Here is a 21,344-nt window from a genome sequence, read left to right as displayed (position 1 = left end):
CCTGCGCATAGCCACGATTAAACACCCGAAGCACCACCAAAGCAAATAAGGTCAGTGTGACTCTAAGTAATAGAGTGTCACGAATATGACCGACGGCACTTTAGGGTTCTGGCGCGGCGCTTCTCGCTGCGACTCTGTCGGGTACTAGCCGCTTCTCGGCGTACAATAGAGCGCATGATTTTCAAAGGAGTCGGCGATACCCGCCCCTACCCAGACCACGGGCTCACTCAGCGCACCTGGGGCTCCATCGCCCCCTCCCAAGTCCGGCTAGACCGCCTCATCACCACCCAGAAAAACCTCAACCTCGAAACCCTCCTGGCCGAAGACTCCACCTTCTATGGGGACCTCTTCCCCCACGTCGTCCACTACCGGGGCGAACTCTACCTTGAAGACGGCGTCCACCGTGCCCTGCGTACCGCCCTGCAACGCCGCGCCGTCATGTATGCCCGCGTGCTCGACCTGGATGCCCTAGCCCCCTCGCTTCTGGGGACGGGACATTAGGACGCTGCGACCAGGTGCAGCTCCGGGGTGCCGTCCAGACGTACGGGGCGTCCGCTCTCATCAAAACGAGCCCCCAGGCCCATCTGAATAAAGCGAATGGTGCTCTCAATGTGGCGCTCGCGGGCTTCAATGCTGCTGGCCTCGTCGGTGCGGTCGGCGCTCGATGAGAGGGAGCCATGCACCAGCTGAGCCAGCTCACGGATATCATTCTCGGGCAGGTAGCCACGCTCAATCGCCGCAGAAAGAATCCCCGCCAGGACCATCTGCAGTTCACGCACATGGTCACCCAGCTTGGCAAAAGCCTCGGGGGAGAGGACTGACCGCATAGCGGGGCCGGGGGGCATGTGGCGGCGGGAAAGGTCTTCAATCTGTAGGCGCACGTAGACAGCCAGCTGGTCGATGGGGTTCTCAACCCCTGCCAGGGCCTCACGGAGTTCGGTGAGGAAGCGCTCGGTCTCATCGAGGGCGTAGGCAATGAGAAGTTCACCCATGTCAGCAAAGTAGTTGTACACCGCGGTGCGGCCGATGCCAGCGGTTTTGGCCACGTGGGTCATGGTGAGTCCGGGCAGGCCGCGCTCGTAGAGTAGGCGACCGAAAGAGTCGAGGATGGCGCGTTTGGTGTTCTCGCGTTGAGCGGCATTGGTGGCGGCAGTAATTCGAGGCATAATGACACCCTATCGCTATCTGTCACTAAAACCTATTTTTTGCCACAAAACCCAGCAAACTGTCAGCAAAACCTTCTACCAACTCACCCGCGGACGCCCCCTGCTCCCCATCGCACACCCGGCGGCTCGTGCGACGCCGCCCAAAAGTCGGTAAGCTAGTAGGCGCCCAGGTGGCAGGTGGGCACCTTTCAAACCGATACTCAACCCAGGGGATAACTGTGTCTACACCCACCAGCAGCTCACCGGCGTCCGCCCAGCCCACCACCGCCGATACCGGCTTTGCCCGCCCCACCCGCACCTACTACGACCTGCTACTGGCAGCCACCTGCGTGGTCTTTATTCTCTCTAATATCGGGGCTACCAAGGGCGTCACCTTCGGGTCAATCATCACCGACGGCGGTTTCTTCCTCTTCCCCCTGGCTTACGTGCTGGGCGATGTGGTCAGCGAAATTTACGGCTTTAAACTAGCTCGCCGCGCCATTATCACCAGCTTCGTTGCCGCTGCTGCTGCCGCCGCTAGCTTCTGGGTACTCATTGCCTTGCCCGCCGCCGACTTCTACGAGGGGCAGGCCGCCCTTGAAACTGTCCTTGGCCCCGTGCCCCAGATTCTGGCAGGCTCCCTGCTGGGCTTCCTGGCGGGCCAGCTACTGAACTCCTGGGTGCTAGTGAAGCTCAAGGCAGCAACCGGCGGCCGCCATCTCTGGGGTCGACTCATGGGCTCCACCCTGGTCGGCGAGCTAGCTGACACCCTCATCTTCTGCACTATCGCCGCCCCCATTATTGGAATTACAACTTTCGGTGACTTCCTCAACTACGTCATCGTGGGCTACATCTACAAGTGCGCCGTTGAGTTCCTCCTGCTGCCCATCACCTACCCCGTTATCGGCTGGTTCAAGCGCAAGGAGCCTACCTACAGCCCTGCCCGCTAAAGCGAGTGCTGCGCACAGCCCGCCAAATGCCCTGCACCTGCCACCAAGAGGGTGATGTGTCTCTCACTGCATAATGGTGAGCCCTGAAGACCGGTTTTCCATCAGAAAACTTGTGTAAACTTTCGGTTCATTGCATACACCATACTCTCTTGAAAGGGAGGGCGCCCGTGGCATCAACCACCACCGGCCAGCAGGAGGGCGGCAACCTCAGCCGCGCCCTCTCCCACGGCCAGCTCACCATGATTGCGCTCGGCCTCGCCGTGGGCACCGGCCTCTTTTTGGGCTCCGGCGCAGCTATCTCTATTGCGGGCCCGGCCGTCATCGTCTCCTACGCCATCGGCTCACTGATCGCCGCTATTATCGGCGCCTGCGCCGGTGAAATGGCCGTGCGCTACCCCGTGCGCGGCGGCTTCGGCACCATCGCCGGTAAATTCCTCAGCCCCTACGCGGGCTACCTGACCCGCTGGGCCTACTGGATGACCACCGTAACCTTAGCCGGTGCCGAGGTTGTAGCTGTCGGCGCCTACATGGCCTACTGGTACCCCAACGTACCCCTCTGGATCTGGGTACTCATCGCGGGCGGCGCGATCTTCGTGCTCAACCTGACCAGCGTCAAGTCCTTCGGCGTGGTGGAATTTTTCCTGTCCTCTATCAAGGTGAGTGCGGTCGTCCTCTTCATCATCTTCGGCCTTGCCCTGGTCTTCTTCGGCCTGCCCGGCCAGGACGCCACCGGCGTCTCCAACCTCACCGCCCACGGCGGCTTCATGCCCAACGGTCTCTCCTCTATCTGGATTGCCCTTGCCGTGGTCATGTTCTCCTTCGGCGGTATCGAGCTCATCTCCATCTCCGCAGCAGAAGCTAAGGACCCGGTACGTTCCGTGCGCTCCTCAGCGAAGGCTATGATGTGGCGCCTGGCTACCTTCTACGTACTCTCCCTCTTCATCGTGGTCGCCATCATCCCCTGGACCAGCGCTGCCGCCCTGGGCAAGGACATCGAAGGCTCCCCCTTCGTTATGGTCTTCACCGAACTGGGCACTCCCTACATTGGCGGTATCACCAACTTCATCCTCATGACCGCAGCCCTGTCCGGCGCCAACGCCGCCCTCTACGCGGCAACCCGCCTGCTGCACGCCCTGGGGCACGAGGGTATGGCCCCCAAGGTTCTTGCACGCACCAGCTCCTCAGGTATTCCCAACCTGGCGCTGACCGTCTCATCCCTGGGTGCTGTGGTCGCCATGATCATGGCTATCTCGGGTGTGGGCGGAATCTTCGGCTACATGATGGCCCTGGTCACCGTCTGCGTGCTGGTAGTCTGGTCCATGATTCTGCTGTCCTACATGGCCTACAAGAAGGTTGAAGGCGACGCCTCCCCCTTCCGTGTCTTCGGCGGCTCAGCTACCGCAGCGGTTGGCCTGATCGGCGTCATCGCCACCTTCATCGCCATGTTCTTCGCCGGTGGCTCCATGCTCCCCTCCATCTTCGTGGGTCTGGGCTTCTTCGGTCTGATTACCATCATCTACTTCGCCGGTGTCCACAAGAACATCAGCACCTCAGATGACGCCTTCGACGAGGTTCGCGCCGTCACCACCCAGGTGCCCGTCGTCGACGGCACCAAACAGCGCTAAAATCAGTGGCAGGTCTACACAAGGACGCCGGTAGCCCGCCCCCCAGCCTCACGGCAGGGGAGCCGCGCACCGGCGTCCGCGCATTAACACCGCTACCGCACACCACGTATTCTCACAGTAAGGCTTACCGTGGCACACACACCTTCGCAGGGGCAGGCTCAGGCGCCCACCCTCAAACGCTCACTGACGCACGGGCAGATGACCATGATCGTGCTGGGCTCAGCCCTGGGCACCGGCCTCTTCCTGGGCTCATCTGGCGCGATTGCTCTGGCGGGCCCGGCCGTCATTCTTTCCTACGCTATCGGTTCGCTGGTAGCTGCCATCATCGCCGCCTCCACGGGCGAAATGGCCGTGCGCTACCCCGTGCGCGGTGGTTTTGGCTCCATCGCCGGGCGCTACCTGGGGCCCTACGCCGGCTACCTGACCCGCTGGGCCTACTGGACCGTCACCGCTATCATCACCGGTATCGAGCTGGTCGCCGTGGGCACCTACCTACAGTACTGGTGGCCTAACCTGCCCCTGTGGGCCGGTATCGTTTTGTTCGGTGCCGTGATTATTCTGCTGAACATTCGCTCGGTGAAGTACTTTGGTACCATGGAGTTCTTCCTGTCCTCCATCAAGGTCATCGCCCTGCTGCTCTTCGTGCTGGTGGGCCTGGCCCTGGTCTTTGTGGGCTTCCCCGGTCATGAGGCCACCGGCATCACCAACCTGACCAACGACGGCGGCTTCATGCCCACCGGCTTCCACGGCATCTGGCTCTCACTGGCCGTGGTCATGTTCTCCTTCGGCGGCATCGAAATGCTCTCCATTTCAGCGGCTGAAGCCAAGGACCCGGTGCGCTCGGTACGGGCCTCTACCAAGGCCAATATGTGGCGTCTGGCGACAATCTACGTGATCTCTATGTTCATCGTCGTTTCGATTATTCCTTGGCAGTCAGCCGCCCAGCTGGACGGCTCCGTTGAGGCCTCGCCTTTCGTGCTGGTCTTCTCAGAAATCGGCGTGCCAGCCATTGCCTCCATCACCAACTTCATCATCCTGGTTGCTGCTCTGTCTGCCGCCAACGCTAACCTCTACGCGGGCACCCGCCTGCTGCACTCCCTGGCCAGTGAGAAAATGGCACCTGCGCCCCTGGCTCGGGTGAGCGGCAGCGGTATTCCGGTGCTGGCCATGTGGGCCTCAACCTCGGGCGTGGTGCTGGCCATTCTGCTGGCTCTCTTCCTGCCCGGCCAGGCCTTTGGGCTCATGATGACCCTGACCATGGTCTGCGCCCTCACCGTCTGGGTACTGATTCTACTGGCTTACATCGCCTTCAAGGGGGGCGAGGGCAACTCTTCGGCCTTCCGTATGTGGGGAGGACAATCCACCGCCGGCCTGGGCATCTTCCTGCTGCTGGCAATCTGGGCTGCCCTCTTCGCCCGCACCGGTAACGCCGCCCCCGCGACCATGGGCATCGCCTACTTCCTGATTCTGACCATGATTTACTTCGGTGTGGTCAAGCGCGTGCATACCGGGCACGAGGACGCCTTCGCCGAGGCGGACGCCGCCGTGGCAGGTTATCGGGGGAAGCAGGGCTAGATATGGCCAGGACTTACACTGTTGAGGTTCCCCTGCGCTGGGGCGACATGGACGCTTACGGCCACGTCAACAACGTGACCATGATGCAGGTGCTCGAAGAAGCCCGCGTTGCCCTCTTCGGGCCGCCTCCCTCGTCCGGCGAACCTGCGCCGGTCGCGGGGGAGGGCGCAAGGAGCCAGCTGACTGAGAGCCAGCCAGGGCGGGCGTCCGCGCAGCTTCCCCTTTTTGAAAGCCTGCCTGCCGGCACCCAGGCCCTGGTTGCTGAAAACCATGTTAAGTACCGCAGCCCCCTGGCCTACCGTGGAGTGCCGGTGCGGGTGCAGATGCAGGTTAGTAAGGTGACGGCAGCTTCGCTGGTTGTGGGCTACGAACTGTACGACCCGGTGACCGGCGTTCACTGCGTTTCAGCCAGCACCACCCTGGCCTTCTTCAATGTTGAGACTGGCTCCCTGGTGCGCCTGAGCACCGAGCAACGGGAGCAACTGGCGGCCTAGATTGTAGAGGCCCTTTAAAAAGTGCACGTGCCCTCCAGTTTTGGCAGGGTACGTGCACTTTTTATATGGCGCTTAAGCTTTTAGGCTGCGAGGACGCGGTTGAGCTTGTTGAAAGAGGACTTCCAGCCAGCTACCGACATTTCGTGCATGGCAGGGCCGAGAGGGCCCTGGGTGATGGTGACGCGGGTGGTGTTCTCGTCAATCTTCTCGAAGGCGGTGTGGTTGAGGAAGTAAGAACCGGCTTCCATGCCGTGGGCCTCAGCCAGCTTCTCACTGATAGCCTCATAGCCCTCATTCAGCTCACCGGGCACCAGCTTGTGGGGGGCGGATGCCCCTAGGCGAATAAGAGGGGCGGACGCCGCAGCACCCCTTTCTGCCCTGGGGCAGGGAGGTGGGGTGCGGCGTCCTGAGCTTTATAGTGTAGGGGAAATTTTAGGGCAGGAGTTCCGCTAACTCTGCGTAGCTTGAGAAGGTGTAGGTTGGCTGCAACTGGCTGGGGCTAGGTGCTCCACTCGGGTTGTACCAGGCTGTATCTATGCCAGCGTTGATGCCACCTTGAATATCGGCCGTGAGGCTATCACCAATCATGAGAGCCTGCGACGGAGAAAAAGCCGTAATAAGCTCCGATACCCGGTGATAAAAGGCGGGCTCTGGCTTTTGGGTTCCCATCTGTTCCGAGATAAAGACCTTTTTGAAATACGGGCCAATGGGGGAGCGGCGAAGCCGGTTTTCCTGAATGTAAGTAATGCCGTTGGTTGCGGCATAAATCTCGTAGCCACGGTCGGCGAGGGTAGCAAGAAGCTGCTCAGCTCCAGGGAAGGTGTGCCCCTGCATGCCTATCATTTCCTGGTAGCGAAGAGCTAGAGCTGCCCCGTCTTCATTGCGCCCCAACTCGGTAAACGTGCGAGAAAAACGGGTGTTGACGAGTTCCGCCTTGGTCAGCAGACCTTTCTCAAGATCTTTCCACATCTGCTGGTTGATGGTACGGTATACGGTTTTAGCTTCGGCTACGTCTGCCACCTGCATCGACTCCATGAACTGGGTGAGAGCGACGTCTTCAGCAGCAGAGAAGTCAAGCAGGGTGTGGTCGAGGTCGAAGAGCAGGAATTTATACTTCACGGTTGAGATTCCCCTTTCATGGGGAATCTCCCCTGGGTGTAGTGGTGGTGCTGGTGTTCTGGGTTTTATGCCTGCTTGAGCAGCTCGGCTAGTTTGTCGAAGGAACCCTGCCAGGAGGCCAGGGTCTGCTTGTGCACACCGGCGGGCAGGGGGCCTTGCGTCAGCTTGAGCACGGTGCCTTCGCCGACACCGTCCTCAGTTACCGCGGTGCCTGCCTCAAACTCAAGGCGCAGACCAATCAGGGTGTCTGAGGGCTGGCCGGACGGGGTGGGCAGGGCCTCCCGGTACTCGATGGTGTGGGGCTCCGCCAGGGTCACAAACCGCATGTACATGGGGGCCTGGAACTTAGCCTGGTCCTTGTGGCGCATGACGAACTGCTTGCGGCCGCCAATGACCGGTTCCAGGGTCAGGGTGTTGGGAATTATTTTCCAGTCGGCAGGGCCAAACCACTTGATAAAGAGCGTGGGGTTGGTGAAAGCCTCAAAGACCTGCTGCGGGGCTGCCGCAAACTCGTGGCGGTAGGTGAGGGTTTCCTCGGGCTTGAGGTCGTCAATCTTAAAGTCGTTCATGCTCTTACTTTTCGTCGCTGGTGGTCTTAGTGGTCTCAGCCTGCTCAGCTGCCCGGCGGGCCTCGGCCTCAGCCTTTGCTTTCATGTTGGCCTCCCATCGGGCCTGAGCAGCTGCTGCTCGCTCGGCGTCCTTGGCGGCCTTGCGGGCGGCAGCTTCTTCCTGGGCCCTTTGCTGGGCAACCTTCTTGGCGTAGTACTTACCCAGGAACTCGTCGCGGTAGTCAAAATATTCCCCGGAGTCGATGGCGGCGCGGGCGTCGTCCACCATCTTCACAATAAAACGCTCATTGTGAATCGAGGCCAGGGTTGCTGAGAGGCGCTCGTCGGCCTTGAAGAGGTGGTGCAGGTAGGCGCGGGTGTAGTGGGTGCAGGTGTAGCAGTCGCAGCCCTCGAAGATGGGGGAGAAGTCGGTGCGGTAGCGGGCGTTGGTTAGGTTGAAGCGGCCATCGGGGGTGTAGACGGCGGCGTTGCGGGCCACGCGGGTGGGGGAGACACAGTCGAAGGTATCAACACCGTTTTCGATGCCGGTGAAGATGTCGTCGGGCTCCGAAATGCCCAGCAGGTGGCGGGGCTTGTTCTCGGGCAGCTCCTCGTTGCACCAGCGCACAATAGTGCCCAGGTTTTCCTTTTCGAGTGCCCCGCCTAGGCCAAAACCGTCAAAGGGCATAGCGCCCAGGTCGCGGCAGGCCTTGCGGCGCAAATCCTCATACTGGGCTCCCTGAATCACACCAAAGAGGGCCTGGTAAGGTTTGCCTACCCGCTCTGCGGTCAGGCGCTGGTGCTCAGCAATACAGCGCAGGGCCCACAGGCGGGTGCGCTCCAGGGCCTCCTGCTGGTAGGCGCGGGAGTTATAGAGGGTGGTGAGCTCATCGAAGGCAAACATGATGTCAGCGCCAATCTGGTGCTGCACCTGCATGGATACCTCGGGGGTGAAACGGTGAATATCGCCGTTGATGTGGGACTTAAAATTGACCCCGTCATCGTCCACGTGGGCCATACGTTCCTTGCCGGCGGCCACGTCGTCGTCGCCGATGGGGCGGCCGTCCGCGCCGGTAGCTCCGGCCACGGTGCCCATATCAATGACCTTCTTGAAACCCGAGCCCAGGCTCATGACCTGGAAGCCCCCGGAGTCGGTGAAGGTGGGGCCATCCCAGTTCATGAACTTGCCCAGACCACCTGCGGCGTCGAGGACGTCCGGCCCCGGCTGCAGGTAAAGGTGGTAGGCGTTGGCCAGCAGGGCCTGGGCGCCCAAATCTTTCATAGCCTCGGGCAGCACAGCCTTGACGGTTGCCTTGGTACCCACCGGGGTGAAGGCGGGGGTGGCAATATCGCCGTGCGGGGTGTGAATGACGCCGGTGCGCCCCTGGAAGGCGCCGCCGTTGGCGTCCACCTGCTTGCCGGTGGGCTGGGCGGTATCGGTCAGACGCTTGCCCAGTTCAAAAGAAAAAGTAGGATCAGAAAATTCGGTATTGAGCACGGGCTTAAGTCTACCGGGTGAGTAGGGGCGGACGCTGTGGCCCGGCTGCTTGAGGGCAAACGAAAGCTTCATAGGTGTGCAGGAAGCACATACCTATGAAGCTTTCGGCGACATTCGGTGCGAGTGTGGGGTGCGAGCTTAGTCGTCGGAGACGGTGACGGTCACAGGGATGTTGCCGCGGGTGGCGTTGGAGTAGGGGCAGACCTGGTGGGCTGTGTCAGCCAGGGCCTGGGCTTCGTCCTGGGGCAGGTTGGGAATGATAACTTCAAGCTCAACAGCCAGGCCAAAGCCTTCCCCCTGCTTGCCGATGGAGACCTTAGCGCCAACGGAGGAGCCTTCAACGTTCTTCTTCTGCATGCGGGCAACCATCTGCAGGGCAGAGTGGAAGCAGGCTGCGTAGCCGGAGGCAAAGAGCTGCTCGGGGTTCAGGCCCTTGCCGGACCCGCCCATTTCAACGGGAATGGCGAGGTCGGCGTCAAAAGCGCCGTCAACGGTGCGGACGTGGCCGTTGCGGCCTTCGCCGGTGGCCAGGGCTTCGGTGGTGTAGAGGGGTTCCATGGGGTTTCCTTTCGGTTCTGTCTCTATAGATAAGATTACACAATTAAATTGTGCACAATCTAATTGTTAACTAGGAGCTTGCCCACAACCTATACTGGGTGGAATGAACCAAGACAGCAGCCTCGCCCTCGAAAACCAGCTCTGCTTCTCCCTCTACCGCTCCAGCCGGGCCGTCACCCGCGCCTACCAGCAGCACCTGGGGGAGTTGGGGCTCACCTACCCCCAGTACCTGGTCATGCTGGTCATGTGGGAGAACCCCGACGGTCTCGGCATGAAAGAGCTGGCTGCCCGCCTCGATCTCGACAGCGGCACCCTGACCCCGCTCATCAAACGCCTGATTGACCACGGCCTGCTTACCAAAACCCGCGACGCCCGCGACGAGCGCCGCACCCTCATCAGCCTCACCCCTGCCGGGCAGGAGTTGAGAGGACGCGCGGCGTCCGTCCCCGGGGCCATCTACGCTGCCTGCGCGGTCGAGGGCCTCGACATTATGGCCCTCAAGGCCGAACTCGACGCCCTGGCCGAGCACCTGGCCGAAGGCTAGGGCAGCCCGCCCTAGAAAACCCGCGCCGCCGCTTCTAGCACCATCCAGGCCTGGAGCTGGGTCGAAAGATCAACCGGCTGGGCAGGCTTGAGCACCTCAGAAATATGCCGGGTGACATCGGGTGAAAAGAGGGCAACAGCCTCACCGCGGATCTCGGTCGGGTCGATACCGAGCTCGTTCATGGGCAGGTCGGGGTCGAACTCGCGGCGTCCGTCCCACAATAGCTCGGCGGTGGCAAGGACGAAATCCCGCGCCTGCTCCCGCACGCCCTGCGGCAGGGCAGTGTGAACGGCAACCTCGGCAAGGTAGCGCACCAAAATACCGGTAAAAAGCCCGCCGTCCCCACCGCCCTGGGTCGCTAGAACCCGCAGGGTTTCTGCCTCTGACACCTCAAAATCACGGCCAAACTCCCGGTCAATACCGGCCAGAACCTCGGCGATATGCTCAGCCGGGTCAACCGTCAGCAGCTCAGACTTACCGGCATCAAGCACCGCCAGATAGGCCGCGAGAACCGGCCCCTGGTTATAGGTGTAGAGACCGCGCTCCACCGAGGAAATCTCGGCGCGAGCCCCGCGCCCGGACACCTTGACCCCGTCCAGGTAGAGGCCGCGCTCGGCATCAAAAAGGTTGGCATACAGCCAGTTCAGCAGAGCAGCCGCCTCGTCATGCAGGTGGACCCGCGCGAGAGCCAGGGCAATGGGAGCGGTTGCCGGGGTGTTCTTAAAGTCGTGGTCCTTCGACCAGAAGGCACCCCCACCCACCTCAGCAGTGCAGGCAGCTGCCAGCTCCCGATACAGCCGGGTGGCGGCGTCCTGGGCCGCAGAATCCCCGTTGCCCTCCACCGCGAGCGCCAGCCGGTTGAGGCGCTCGCAGGCTAGGGTCAGCCAGGCCATGTCGTCGTAGAAGGAGTTGGGGTAGGAGCCGAGGTTGCGCACTTGGATGCCGCGTAGCACCGCGCGGGCCTGGCGCAGGGACGCTTGTGCCTGGTTCTGCCCGTCGGGTGTGGTGAGGTGGCGGAAGCCTGCATCGACCAGGTTATCGAGTAGGTGGGCCTGCCACCAGTAGTGCCATTCGCCGCGCCGCTGGCTGCGGCGGCGGGTGTCGGGGTGCAGGGTGCGTCCTAGTAGAGTGCCGGGGAGGCCTGCGACCCGGTGCCCGAAGAGTCGTGTCACAGAGTAGGCGGCGGTACCTGCCCGCTGCCCTAGCGCCTGGCGGTGCTCGGCGGTGAGCGCTGCGAGCTGGTCGGGTGAGTGCTGCAGGTGCTTGGGGTGCATGGAGTTTCTTTCTTTGGCGCGTCGGTGGGCGGTGGTCTGGGCCGGTTTTAGTCTACCGGCTTGGTCGGCTAGTGCGTCTGCGCCGAATGTGCCTCTTATTCCCGAGCGGGTGGGCTTACTCCCGACATTCGGGAAAAGGCGTCACATTCGGCGGCTAGGGGCAGAACCTTCGACGAGTCGTAGCCTCCGCCCGCTCTGCACCGTCACGGTCTTCCCGGTGAAGGGGTGGGGGAAGGTCAGCGACCTGGCCAGCAGCTGGAGGGGTAGGGCGGGCTCGTCCTCGGCGATGGGCAGGACGGCCGGGTAGACCACGTCCCCCACAATCGGCGCCCCGGCTGCCGCCAGGTGCACCCGCAGCTGGTGGGTCTTGCCGGTATGCGGCTCTAAAAGATAGTGGGCCAGGGGTGTGCCCGCCTGCGGCAGGGGCAGGGTCGGGTTCGCCTCAGAGACAGCGGGTAGGACGCCGCTCGCCACCTCAAACACCGTCAGGCAAGTAATACGCGACTGGGCATTGAGCCCCTCAAAGGACGCCCCGGAGCGGCGGCGCTCGCGCCGCTCAGCCTTGGTCTCCACCGGCAGGGGGCCGGTGTCACCGGGCAGGAGCTCAATGCCGGTATGGGCTACCTGCATAGCCCCGTGCTGGTTATCAATGCGCGAGCGCACCGTCAGGCTCTCACCCACCCCCAGCCTGGCGATAGGGGCCGCAACAGCCTCGTAGGTCTTGGTCGGTTCGCGCCGCTGGAACATGGTTTGAAAGGGGGCCCGGGCCTCGGGGGTCTTGGCAAAGAGAACCACCCCGGCGGTTGCCCTATCCAGGCGGTGAATCGGAATCAGATCGGGGTTGTTCTCCCGCACCCGCAGCTGGGTCAGGGCAGTATGTGCGACAAAGGAGCCATTCGGGGTGGTGGGCAGGAAGTGGGGCTTATCAATGGCCAGTACCCACTCGTCCTCGTAGAGCACCGGCATATCAAAGGGCACGGGTTTTTCAACCCCCAGTTCCCGGTAGTACCAGATCTTTTGCCCCGTCAACGGTGCATCGGGGGCAACCGCCTGCCCGTCGGCGTCCTTGACCTCATCGCGCTCAAAGCGGGAGGTAAAGAGGGAGCGCTCGTGGGGGTAGAATCGGGCCACCAGGTAGTCCAGCACCGTGCTTGCGCCAAGGGTATCGTTCTCGGGGTTGCCTGCGTCTGGCAGCACAAAGGCGACAGCGTCAATCCCGTTGCGCTGGGGCAGGGGCTTGGGGGCAAGGTGGCGGTTGATTCGGCGCATGGGCTCTATTATCGCAGAGCCCTAGCCAGCCATCAGCTCTCGCACCACCCGGTAGCTGGCCTCAAAGGCGGGCAGGGGCAGGAACTCGCAGTTGGAGTGGAAGTTGTGCGCCCCGGTGAAGAAGTTGGGGGTGTAGATTCCCCGGGTGGAGAGATAAGAGCCGTCGGTTCCCCCGCGCATGGCCAGGTTGATGGGCTCGATACCCAGCCGGGCAAAGGCGGAGCGCAGGCGCTCGGACGCCACAGCGTTGGTGCTGGTTTTTGCGTCCTCAAGGTTGCTGTAGATATCTGAGATATCCAGCTGCACGGACGCCCGCGGGTTGGCTTCTGCCGTCCGCTCAGCTAGGTCGCGCAGGAAGTCCTTTTTTGCCTCGTAGCCGGCTCGGTCGTGGTCGCGGATGCTGACATCGACAGTTGCGGTGGCCTGGTTGCCCGCCATCCCGTTGACCCAGAGGTAACCCTCGCGCCCCTCGGTGTGCTCGGGGGTCTGGGTGCGGTCGAGGGCCGCTACAAAGTCGTGGGCCACCAGAATCGGGTTGACCAGGTTGCCCTTGGAATTCATGGGGTGGGCGGTCACGCCCTCAACGTGCAGACGGGCGTGCCCGGCATTGAAGGTAGCCTCAACCAGTTCGCCCAGTTCGCAGCAGTCCAGGGTGTAGGCGTAGTCGACGGGGAAGCGTGCCAGGTCCATGGTGCGTACGCCCAGCAGGCCGATTTCTTCATCCGGCACAAAGGAGAGGTAGATGTCGGGATGGGCGGACGCACCCGCCCCATCCGCCTGCCCCTGGGCATCTGCCTGCCCGGCGGCGTCCGCGTCCGCAGCTAAGAGCCGCACGGCTGCTTCCATGACCGAGGCGACCCCGGCCTTGTCGTCCGCTCCCAGCACACTGGTGCCGTCGGTGACGATGATGCGCTGGCCCGTGTAGCGGGTGATTTCGGGGTGCTCGGCCTCGCGCAGCCAGATGTTGAGGTCGGTGTTCAGGCAGATATCCCCGCCGGTGTAATCGACGACGCGGGCATGAACATCGGGGGAGAGGTTGACGTCCACCGTATCGAGGTGGGTGCAGAAGCCGATGGCGGGGGCTTCGGTGCCCGCGGGCAGAGTGGAGGGAATACGGGCGGTCAGCACGCAGGTGTCGCTCAGGTGCACCTCCTGCGCGCCAGCTTTACGTAGTTCGGCTTCAAGCAGGCGGGCCAGCTCCCATTGGCCCTGGCTGGTGGGCACGGTCGTAGCTGAGGCGTCCGACTGGCTAGAGATCGCCGAGTAGCGCAGAAAACGGGCGGCCAGGGCCTCTTGCACATCTGCATCTGGGGTGTAGGCGGGAGTAAATGTGGTGGTGGTCATGGTGAGTAGTTTACTCCCCGCATGCTCTACCCAAGATATAAAAAATAAGAAAGAATAAATAAGAATAAGAAAGTATAAGAAAGGTGCGGGAAACGTATGGCTAACCCCTTCACGCCGACCTTTGGCGTTACCCCTCCTCTGCTGGTTGGGCGGGGTCTTTAGCCCGGTAGCTCCTGGCAGCCGGGACAGCGGAAGCTAATGCGGTCGGTATCTTCCTCGCGGGCGTACAGGTGGCCCGCTGCGTAGCGGTCGGCGCCGGTGCCGGTTTCTGAGAGGTCTTCCTTGACGATGGTTTCCCCGCAGCGGTAGCAGGGGCGACCCGCCCGCCCGTAGCACCAGAGCGGCTCGGCACTGGTGCGGGTGACCCGGTGCGGACGCCCGCGGTTAGCATCCAGCAGCAGGCGGGCAATTGAGACCACGGCAGCTATATCGGGCACCGCCCCCACCGGGGTGCGCGGGTCAAGACCCGCGAGAAAACAGGTCTCAGCCCGGTAGATGGTGCCGATACCGGCCAGGTTCTTCTGGTCGAGCAGGGCTACCCCTAAGGGACGTTCCAGCCGGGCGGCAAGGTTAGCTACCGCCTGCTCAACCGACCAGTCGGGGCCGAGTAGGTCGGGGCCCAGGTAGGATAGGCGGTCAGTTTCTTGGCTGGTGGGGAAAACCTCAAGTAGCCCCAGGGTAAAGCCCACGGCTTCGACCGGGTGGCTGCCAGGCACTACTTGCCCGTCGCTATCAAGCCTTGCATTAGCCTGAATCAGAGCCCGCACCTGATTGGCCGGGCGCCGCCATTTTTCCCGTGCGCCGTTGGCATCTAGCCCGTAGAGGTGCCAGATACCATCCATCTTGAGGTGGGAGTGCACGGTCATCTCACCGATACGCAGTAGAATATGTTTACCCCGGGCCAGGGCCCCGTGAATAGGCTGACCCGCTAGGTTGACGTCGGCAACCTGGGGGTAGCGGAAATCTGTAGCGTGGGCTGTTCTACTGGCAAGGGCGCGGTGGAGTGAGCGGGCCTGCCGCCATACGGTATCGCCTTCAGGCACTGCTAAGCACCCCTCCGTGTTATCAAAATGTGACCTGTCTAATATGACTTATCTATGACGTCCTGCGCGCCCCTCTGCTCACAGTGTAGACCAGAAATGCCACAAAACTTGCGTGCCACCTGCATAAAGGGTGTATGGTCGTTTTACGTCACGCTTCACCGTTGAAGTTTATGGCCCAGCACTAACTTAATACAAAGGGCAGGCTCATGCGATGTTGCTAGAGTAGGCCCTAACTCCTTAGGCGGTCTCCCAGCCGCCTCTCCCCTAGATGGAGGTCAGAACAATGAATCTGCTCTTTACCGCGCTCATGGTTGTTATGGTCATGATGCTTGTGATGTCTCTCGGTGCTTTCTACGTGCACCTTACCCGCAGCGTCCGCGCCTTCCGCGCTGGTTACGAGGGCATGGAGTACAACCTCACCGCCTAATCGACACAGAGACCACTAGCCGCCCAGAACCTTCCTGCCCCACGCAAGGGAGGTTCTGCTGTTTTAGGAATAGTCCTTCCGCATACGCAGGCCGCGCGGGGTGGCATAGAAACCTGCGGCCAGCAGGGCCCTGCGCAGGGTGAGGACGGGGTGCTCGCCGTCTTCTCCCGCTACGTCCGGCTGGTGGGGAGTAGGAGGTAGGGGGCCCGGCGTGCTGAGCACATCCACCCCGCCTGCGGTTTCGATGACGATTTTGTCGGCTACTCCGGCGCGCACCAGCTGGCCGATGAGGGGCGCGGACGCCTCCACCCGGTCGGTTTGGTCGGTGAAGGGCAGTAGGGTCTTGCCGCCGCGTTCCAGGTAGAGGGTCAGCTCCCCGTCAACCAGGATGACGACGGCCCCGGCCTTACGCCCCGGCTTGTGTTTGATGGGGGTGCGGCTGCTATCCCACGCTACGGGGGTAGGCCAGGGCAGGGCAGCCCCGTAGGGGTTGGCCGGGTCGGTGGCAGCGAGCAGGGTGACCGAGTAGCGGGTGCGCCGCACCGGGGTATAGGCGGACGCGCTGGGCGCGGCGTCATGCCCCTCGTCAGCCCCGGTGGTGTCGTCCGCCGCCCGGAGCCTATCGACGGTGGCGGAGGTCGAGAACTGGGCGGCGCCCAGGCCCTCAATGAAGTAGCCGCGGCGGGCCAGACCCTTTTCTTCGGCGGTAGACAGCACCCGGTAGACACCGGCGAAGCCGCCGGGGGTGTCCTCAACGGCCACGGCCCCGCGGGTGAGGACCCCATAGCGGTCCATGAGCAGTTCGGCGCGGGCGGCAGCTGCCACGGTGGTGTCGAGCGGTTCGGCCTCGATACGGGCCCAGCGGCCGCCATCGATGGGGGCGACCTGGGCAGATACCGCCGGGGCCCGGCCCATGCCTACCCCCAGGCGGGAGGCAGAGAGACGGGAGGCACCCCGGCGCATTCCCACGGAACGGGCCCGTGGGGCGGGGGCAGCAACCTTGTGGGCCGACGCCCCGCCCGAGATCAGGGCCCGCACCGGGGCAAAGGTATCGCCGGTGACCAGCCCGGCCCAGACCAGGTTCCAGAGGGCGGTTGAAATCTCCTGGGCACTCGGGGGCGTGTTGCCCAGCGAGGTGGCCAGGGCAGTGAGCTGGGTCTGAATCTGGCTGAAGAAGAGCCCGCCGGTTAGTAGCTCGTAGAGGGTGTTTTCAAGGGCGCCCAGGGCGGCGAGCGCCTCAGCTCGTTCCACCTTATCGGGCAGGGTCAGGGCTGCGCTTTCCCCCAGGTGCAGGGCGACCCAGCCGTCGTCCCCGGCGAGCTGCCCGGCGCCCGTCCAGAGCACATCCCCGGCGCTCATGGCTGAGTCGAGCAGGGCGGGAGTGTAGTCGCTGATTCGGGCCTTGAGAATGAGCGGTTCCAGGGCTGAGGCGGGTACCCGCGCCCCGGCGAGCTGGTCGATTACGGTGAGTAGGCCGTCGTAGCCGCTGAGCATGGCGGTCTCATCCCGGCGGACGTTGACGGGTTGGGCCGGTGCCCCGAAGGTACCGGGGGCGGCGGTGGTTTCGGTGACCTGCCATGAGCCCACATGCTGCCAGGGCGGCAGGAAGCGGGCGTAGGTGCCGGGGGTAACGGGTTCGACGTCGGCGCGTAGGGCGGCCAGGGAGCGGGAGCGGAGGGTGCGTAGGACAGAGGCATCCACCCACTCGGTTCCGGCCAGGTAGGTGGGGTCGGTGGAGCCGGTGCGGGCGGTGGCCAGCTCGGCGCGGAGTTCTTCGGGCAGGAACTCGCCGGAGATAACCCGCCGGTCTGCTGCCAGGGTGCGCAGGGCAGTATCGACCACCGAGACGCCTAGGGAGAGGGCGGCAGCTGCCTGGGCAGCGGTAAAGGGGGCGTGGGTGCGGGCGTAGCGGGCGACCAGGTCAACCAGGGGAGCCTCGACCGGTTCCAGGAAGGCCAGGGGGACCCCGATGGGCAGGGGAACGCCCAGGGCGTCGCGCAGACGGGCGGCATCCTCAATGGCGGCGTAGAGTTCCCGCCCGTGCAGGCGGAAGCGCAGGGCCCGCCCGGCTTTCACCAGGGCCTCAAGGTAGTCGGTGGCTTCAGCTTCGGTGAGGACGCGCTCGCCCGGCTGACCTGCCTCGGCCTCGGGGGCGCTGGCGTCCTGCTCCAGGAGCACCCGCAGGCGCTGGGCAGCCTCGGCAGCAGTGAGCGGGCCGAGCAGGCGCAGCAGGTCGGCCGCTCCTTCGACCCCGCGCAGGCGGTAGCCCGTAGCGGTGCGCTGCAAGCGGGCCTCGGTGGAACGGATGACCTCAACATCGAGCAACTCGCGCAGCTCGTCCTTACCCAGCAGCTCAGCCAGCAGGGCAGGGTCAAGGGCCAGGGCAGCGGCGCGGCGCTCGGCTAAGGGAGAATCCCCGTCGTAGAGGAACTGGGCCACATAGCCAAAGAGCAGGGTGCGGGCAAAGGGGGAGGGAGCTTCGGTTTCCACCTCGCTGATGCGCACCTTTTTGGCCTCGAGGTCCTTGTGCAGGGCGGTCAGGGCCGGTAGGTCGTAGACGTCCTGCAGGCACTCACGGGCGGTTTCCAGCAGCAGGGGGAAGGTGGGGTACTTGCGGGCTACATCCAGCAGCTGGGCGGAGCGCTGGCGCTGCTGCCACAGGGGAGTGCGGCGGCCCGGGTCCTTGCGTGGTAGCAGCAGGGCGCGGGCAGCGTTCTCGCGGAAGCGGGAGGCAAAGAGGGCAGAGTTACCCACCCGCTCGGTCACGATGTCTTCGAGCTCGGCCGGGTCAAAGATGAAGAGGTCAGCCCCGGGTGGTTCGGCCTCCATAGCGGGGATGCGCAGCACGATACCGTCATCGGCAGCCATGGCAGAGGCGTTAACCCCGTAGCGTTCCTCAGCCCGGGCGCCGACGGCCAGGGCCCAGGGGGAGTGAACGGGCATGCCCAGGGGCGAGTGCAGAATCAGACGCCAATCCCCCAGCTCATCGCGGAAGCGCTCGACCAGCAGGTGCTTCTCGCTGGGCACCTGGCCGGTCGCCTCTGCCTGCTCGGCTACATAGGCCAGCAGGTTATCGGCGGCCCACTCATCTAGGCCAAGGCCGCGCAGGCGGGCATGGGCGGAACCGGCGTCCTTACTGTTCTCAAGGGCCAGCTCCCGGGTAAAGGCACCCAGAGCACGACCCAGATCCACCGGGCGGCCCGGCGAATCCCCGTGCCAGAAGGGCAGGCGCCCGGGCACGCCGGGGGCAGGGGTCACCGTCACCCGGTCGTGGGTGATGTCCTCAATCCGCCAGGACGAAGCCCCCAGGGCAATGACGTCCCCGGCCCGGGACTCATAGACCATCTCCTCATCCAGCTCACCCACCCGCTTGGGGGCCTTGGAATCCTCAGCACCGGCAATGAAGACCGGGAAGAGGCCGCGGTCAGGAATCGTACCGCCGGAGGTCACCGCCAGGCGCTGGGCCCCGGGGCGGCCCTCAATCGTCCCGGCGTCCCGGTCCCAGACAATGCGGGGGCGTAACTCGGCAAACTCGTCCGAGGGGTACTTACCGGCCAGTAGATCCAGGGTTGCCTCAAAGGCTGCCCGGGGCAGGGTGGCAAAGGGGGCCGTTGCCCGCAGGGCCTCGAACCAAGCCTCCACGCTAATGGGGCCCAGGGCGCAGGCAGCTACAGTCTGCTGGGCCAAAATATCCAGGGGGTTAGCGGGGATAGCTAGGGGCTCAATCTTCCCCGCCAGCATGCGCTGCACGGTCACTGTGGCGTTCAGCAGGTCGCCCCGGTGCTTGGGGTAGAGGTAGCCGCGCGAGACCTCCCCCACCTGGTGCCCGGCACGGCCCACCCGCTGTAGGCCAGAGGCCACCGAGTGCGGCGCTTCCACCTGAATCACCAGGTCCACATGGCCCATATCAATACCCAGTTCCAGGGAGCTGGTGGCCACCACGCACCGCAGCTGCCCCGACTTCAGGGCCTCCTCAATCAGAGTGCGCTGGTCCTTGGATACCGACCCATGGTGGGCCCGCGCCAGCACCGGCGGAGCACCGGGAGCCGTCGCCGAGCCCCCCATCATCTGGGCAGGGGGTTGAATCGAAAGGGGTAAGGACGCCCCCGCCCCCGGCAGGCGCTCATCGTCGGCTTCCAGCCGGGCCGGGGCGTCCTTGGCCAGGGCCTCAGCCAGCACATCGGCCAGGGCCTTCGGCTCCCCACCGGTAGAAGCGTAGGTGCGGGCACCGGTGGAGGCGCTCGCGGTCACCTCCCCCAACTCCCCGCGGGCCTCAAGACGGCCCAGGTAAATCTCATTCAGCCGGGCGGTCAGTTTCTCCGCCAGCCCGCGCGAGTTAGCAAAGACAATGGTGGAGCGATTGGCCTCCACCAGGTCCACGATGCGCTCTTCCACGTGCGGCCAGATGGAGGCCTGGTAGCCGTTGAGATTCGGGGTTTCGCCCCCACCCGGGGCGGACGCCGCCCCCGACACCTCTTCAATGGTCAAGCTAGGCTGTGCTTGGGGGCAGGGCTCTGTTTCCTCACCGGGGAAAACACCCACAGCGTCCCACAGGGCCTGCTCGGCACTTGCCTGCACAGTGCTTACCTGCACAGTGCTTACCTGCGCAGCGCCTGCCTGCTCACTGCCCACCCGACTACCGGGTGTGCGCGCAGGCAGGGGCTGGTCAAAGTAGTCAGATGAGGGCTCGTCTGGCAGGGAGCCCAGGGCAGGGCCCGCCACCGGGCGGATGCCCAGGGCCTCGGCCACGGTTACCCCCTGAGGCAGGGATTCCGCCAGCCGCACGGACGCCTCCGGCCGGGCTCCGGCGTCCGCTAGGGTATCACTATGAACAGCACCGTCGTCGAAGGAACGGTTCTCGAACTCGGCGGCATCCAGGGAGCGAATCTTGGCGCGGGTACGATCGGCCAGTTTATCCAGGTAGGGGCTTGAGTCGCTGCCTGCCCCGGCCGGCATACCGTCTACCTGCTGTTCTTGGCCCCCGAAGTCCTTGCCTGCCTCGCCGTAGGCGTTGGGGCCGCCCAGAGCTGTCATATCGGGCACCGGCACCGAGAGGGTTAGCTCCCACTCCTTGGCCGAGGGCGGGCGCACAATTTGCACCGGTACGCTGCCCCCCAAAAAGCGGGCGACGGTTTCAACCGGTTCCACGGTCGCCGATAGTCCCACACGCTGGGCCGGGGTCTCAAGAATCTGGTCCAGGCGTTCTAGGGTCACTGCCAGGTGGGCGCCACGCTTAGTGCCAGCAACCGCGTGCACCTCATCGATAATGACCGTGTGCACCTTGGTCAGGGTTGAGCGGGCCTTAGAGGTCAGCATCAAAAAGAGGGATTCAGGGGTGGTGATCAGAATATCCGGCGGATTAGAAATCAGCTGGCGGCGTTCCTTAGCCGGGGTATCACCGCTGCGCACACCCACCCGAACCTGTGGAGGCTCTACCCCCAGCTGCCGGGCTGTCTGTGCAATACCGATTAGGGGCGCGCGCAGGTTGCGCTCAACGTCCACACCCAGGGCTTTGAGGGGGGAAATATAGAGAACGCGGGTACCCCCGCCCCCTGCCTGCTGCGCCTGCCCGCCACCGGCGTCCGACCCCTCATCATTAGCGGCCCCGAGGTCCCCGCCCCCGTGATTCTCAAAGTGCAGGCGGTCCAGGGCCCACAGAAAGGCCGAAAGGGTTTTACCCGACCCAGTCGGCGCCACAATCAGGGCATGATGGCCCGCCGAAATTGCCTCCCAGGCTCCAGCCTGGGCAGCGGTAGGCGCAGAAAAAGCCCCCTCAAACCAGCGGCGGGTGGGGGCCGAGAAAAAACTCAGGGCACGGGAGGTAACGGGTTCAGCCATAGTCCCCATTATCCCCTTAAAAACAAACGAGCCGGGCACACCGGGCAACCTGGAAGGCAGCCCGGCGCACCCGGCCTTGAGAGCACGGACGCC

The 21,344-nt window shown here is 63.8% G+C and carries 18 protein-coding genes; 7 read left to right on the top strand and 11 right to left on the bottom strand.

From position 1 onward, the window contains the following. Positions 1 to 174 precede the first annotated feature (174 nt). Complete coding sequence (locus QM007_RS09865; protein WP_283489796.1) at positions 175 to 501, top strand: type II toxin-antitoxin system VapB family antitoxin; 327 nt, start codon at positions 175 to 177, stop codon at positions 499 to 501. Here QM007_RS09865 and QM007_RS09860 read toward each other — a convergent pair. Next, on the bottom strand, positions 498 to 1,166 hold the full coding sequence (locus QM007_RS09860; protein ID WP_237205834.1) for a TetR/AcrR family transcriptional regulator: 669 nt from the start codon (positions 1,164 to 1,166) through the stop codon (positions 498 to 500). The genes QM007_RS09865 and QM007_RS09860 overlap by 4 nt on opposite strands. A gap of 218 nt (positions 1,167 to 1,384) precedes the next feature. Here QM007_RS09860 and QM007_RS09855 point away from each other — a divergent pair, with 218 nt between their 5' ends. The 4 genes from QM007_RS09855 to QM007_RS09840 all read left to right on the top strand — a co-directional run bounded on the left by QM007_RS09855 (position 1,385) and on the right by QM007_RS09840 (position 5,789). After that, positions 1,385 to 2,095 (top strand): queuosine precursor transporter, encoded by a 711-nt coding sequence (locus QM007_RS09855; protein ID WP_283489795.1) that lies wholly within the window; start codon positions 1,385 to 1,387, stop codon positions 2,093 to 2,095. A 239-nt stretch (positions 2,096 to 2,334) separates the two neighbouring features. Continuing rightward, complete coding sequence (locus QM007_RS09850; protein ID WP_502949106.1) at positions 2,335 to 3,720, top strand: amino acid permease; 1,386 nt, start codon at positions 2,335 to 2,337, stop codon at positions 3,718 to 3,720. A gap of 129 nt (positions 3,721 to 3,849) precedes the next feature. After that, entirely contained in the window at positions 3,850 to 5,295 is a 1,446-nt protein-coding gene (locus tag QM007_RS09845) for an amino acid permease (protein WP_283489793.1), read from the top strand. 2 nt (positions 5,296 to 5,297) lie between these two features. After that, positions 5,298 to 5,789 carry an acyl-CoA thioesterase gene (locus QM007_RS09840; RefSeq protein WP_283489792.1) on the top strand — a complete coding sequence of 164 codons (492 nt, stop codon included), beginning with the start codon at positions 5,298 to 5,300 and terminating at the stop codon, positions 5,787 to 5,789. Positions 5,790 to 5,869: 80 nt separating this feature from the next. Here QM007_RS09840 and QM007_RS09835 read toward each other — a convergent pair whose 3' ends face one another. The 5 genes from QM007_RS09835 to QM007_RS09815 form a co-directional block, all read right to left on the bottom strand. Further along, positions 5,870 to 6,100 (bottom strand): hypothetical protein, encoded by a 231-nt coding sequence (locus QM007_RS09835; RefSeq protein ID WP_283489791.1) that lies wholly within the window; start codon positions 6,098 to 6,100, stop codon positions 5,870 to 5,872. Positions 6,101 to 6,221: 121 nt separating this feature from the next. Next, positions 6,222 to 6,908, bottom strand: a complete 687-nt coding sequence (locus tag QM007_RS09830; protein WP_283489790.1) for a YjjG family noncanonical pyrimidine nucleotidase — start codon at positions 6,906 to 6,908, stop codon at positions 6,222 to 6,224. Positions 6,909 to 6,973: 65 nt separating this feature from the next. Then, positions 6,974 to 7,477: an SRPBCC family protein gene (locus tag QM007_RS09825; RefSeq protein WP_283489789.1), complete on the bottom strand. Its 504-nt coding sequence runs from the start codon at positions 7,475 to 7,477 to the stop codon at positions 6,974 to 6,976. A 4-nt stretch (positions 7,478 to 7,481) separates the two neighbouring features. Further along, positions 7,482 to 9,026 carry a tRNA guanosine(34) transglycosylase Tgt gene (gene tgt / locus QM007_RS09820; protein WP_283489788.1) on the bottom strand — a complete coding sequence of 515 codons (1,545 nt, stop codon included), beginning with the start codon at positions 9,024 to 9,026 and terminating at the stop codon, positions 7,482 to 7,484. A gap of 66 nt (positions 9,027 to 9,092) precedes the next feature. Beyond that, complete coding sequence (locus QM007_RS09815; RefSeq protein WP_283489787.1) at positions 9,093 to 9,512, bottom strand: organic hydroperoxide resistance protein; 420 nt, start codon at positions 9,510 to 9,512, stop codon at positions 9,093 to 9,095. 103 nt (positions 9,513 to 9,615) lie between these two features. Here QM007_RS09815 and QM007_RS09810 point away from each other — a divergent pair, with 103 nt between their 5' ends. Beyond that, entirely contained in the window at positions 9,616 to 10,056 is a 441-nt protein-coding gene (locus QM007_RS09810; protein ID WP_283489786.1) for a MarR family winged helix-turn-helix transcriptional regulator, read from the top strand. An 11-nt stretch (positions 10,057 to 10,067) separates the two neighbouring features. Here the strand turns inward: QM007_RS09810 and QM007_RS09805 are convergent, their stop codons facing one another. The 4 genes from QM007_RS09805 to QM007_RS09790 all read right to left on the bottom strand — a co-directional run bounded on the left by QM007_RS09805 (position 10,068) and on the right by QM007_RS09790 (position 14,986). After that, positions 10,068 to 11,330 carry a glycoside hydrolase family 76 protein gene (locus QM007_RS09805; protein WP_283489785.1) on the bottom strand — a complete coding sequence of 421 codons (1,263 nt, stop codon included), beginning with the start codon at positions 11,328 to 11,330 and terminating at the stop codon, positions 10,068 to 10,070. Positions 11,331 to 11,471: 141 nt separating this feature from the next. Then, positions 11,472 to 12,599, bottom strand: coding sequence for a pseudouridine synthase (locus QM007_RS09800; protein ID WP_283489784.1), 1,128 nt, complete (start codon positions 12,597 to 12,599; stop codon positions 11,472 to 11,474). Between the two features lie 21 nt (positions 12,600 to 12,620). Beyond that, a complete protein-coding gene (locus QM007_RS09795; RefSeq protein ID WP_283489783.1) occupies positions 12,621 to 13,943 on the bottom strand; it encodes a peptidase T in 1,323 nt (440 codons plus the stop codon). Between the two features lie 158 nt (positions 13,944 to 14,101). Further along, positions 14,102 to 14,986: a DNA-formamidopyrimidine glycosylase family protein gene (locus tag QM007_RS09790; RefSeq protein ID WP_283489782.1), complete on the bottom strand. Its 885-nt coding sequence runs from the start codon at positions 14,984 to 14,986 to the stop codon at positions 14,102 to 14,104. Between the two features lie 283 nt (positions 14,987 to 15,269). Here QM007_RS09790 and QM007_RS09785 point away from each other — a divergent pair, with 283 nt between their 5' ends. Next, positions 15,270 to 15,413, top strand: a complete 144-nt coding sequence (locus QM007_RS09785; protein ID WP_283489781.1) for a hypothetical protein — start codon at positions 15,270 to 15,272, stop codon at positions 15,411 to 15,413. Between the two features lie 63 nt (positions 15,414 to 15,476). Here the strand turns inward: QM007_RS09785 and QM007_RS09780 are convergent, their stop codons facing one another. Continuing rightward, complete coding sequence (locus tag QM007_RS09780; RefSeq protein WP_283489780.1) at positions 15,477 to 21,251, bottom strand: Lhr family helicase; 5,775 nt, start codon at positions 21,249 to 21,251, stop codon at positions 15,477 to 15,479. Between the last annotated feature and the right edge of the window lie 93 nt (positions 21,252 to 21,344).

The organism is Rothia sp. SD9660Na (assembly GCF_030064065.1).
Taxonomy (GTDB): domain Bacteria; phylum Actinomycetota; class Actinomycetes; order Actinomycetales; family Micrococcaceae; genus Rothia.
Note: the sequence above shows the minus strand (reverse complement) of the source record. Positions and strands in the feature narration are given on the sequence as shown.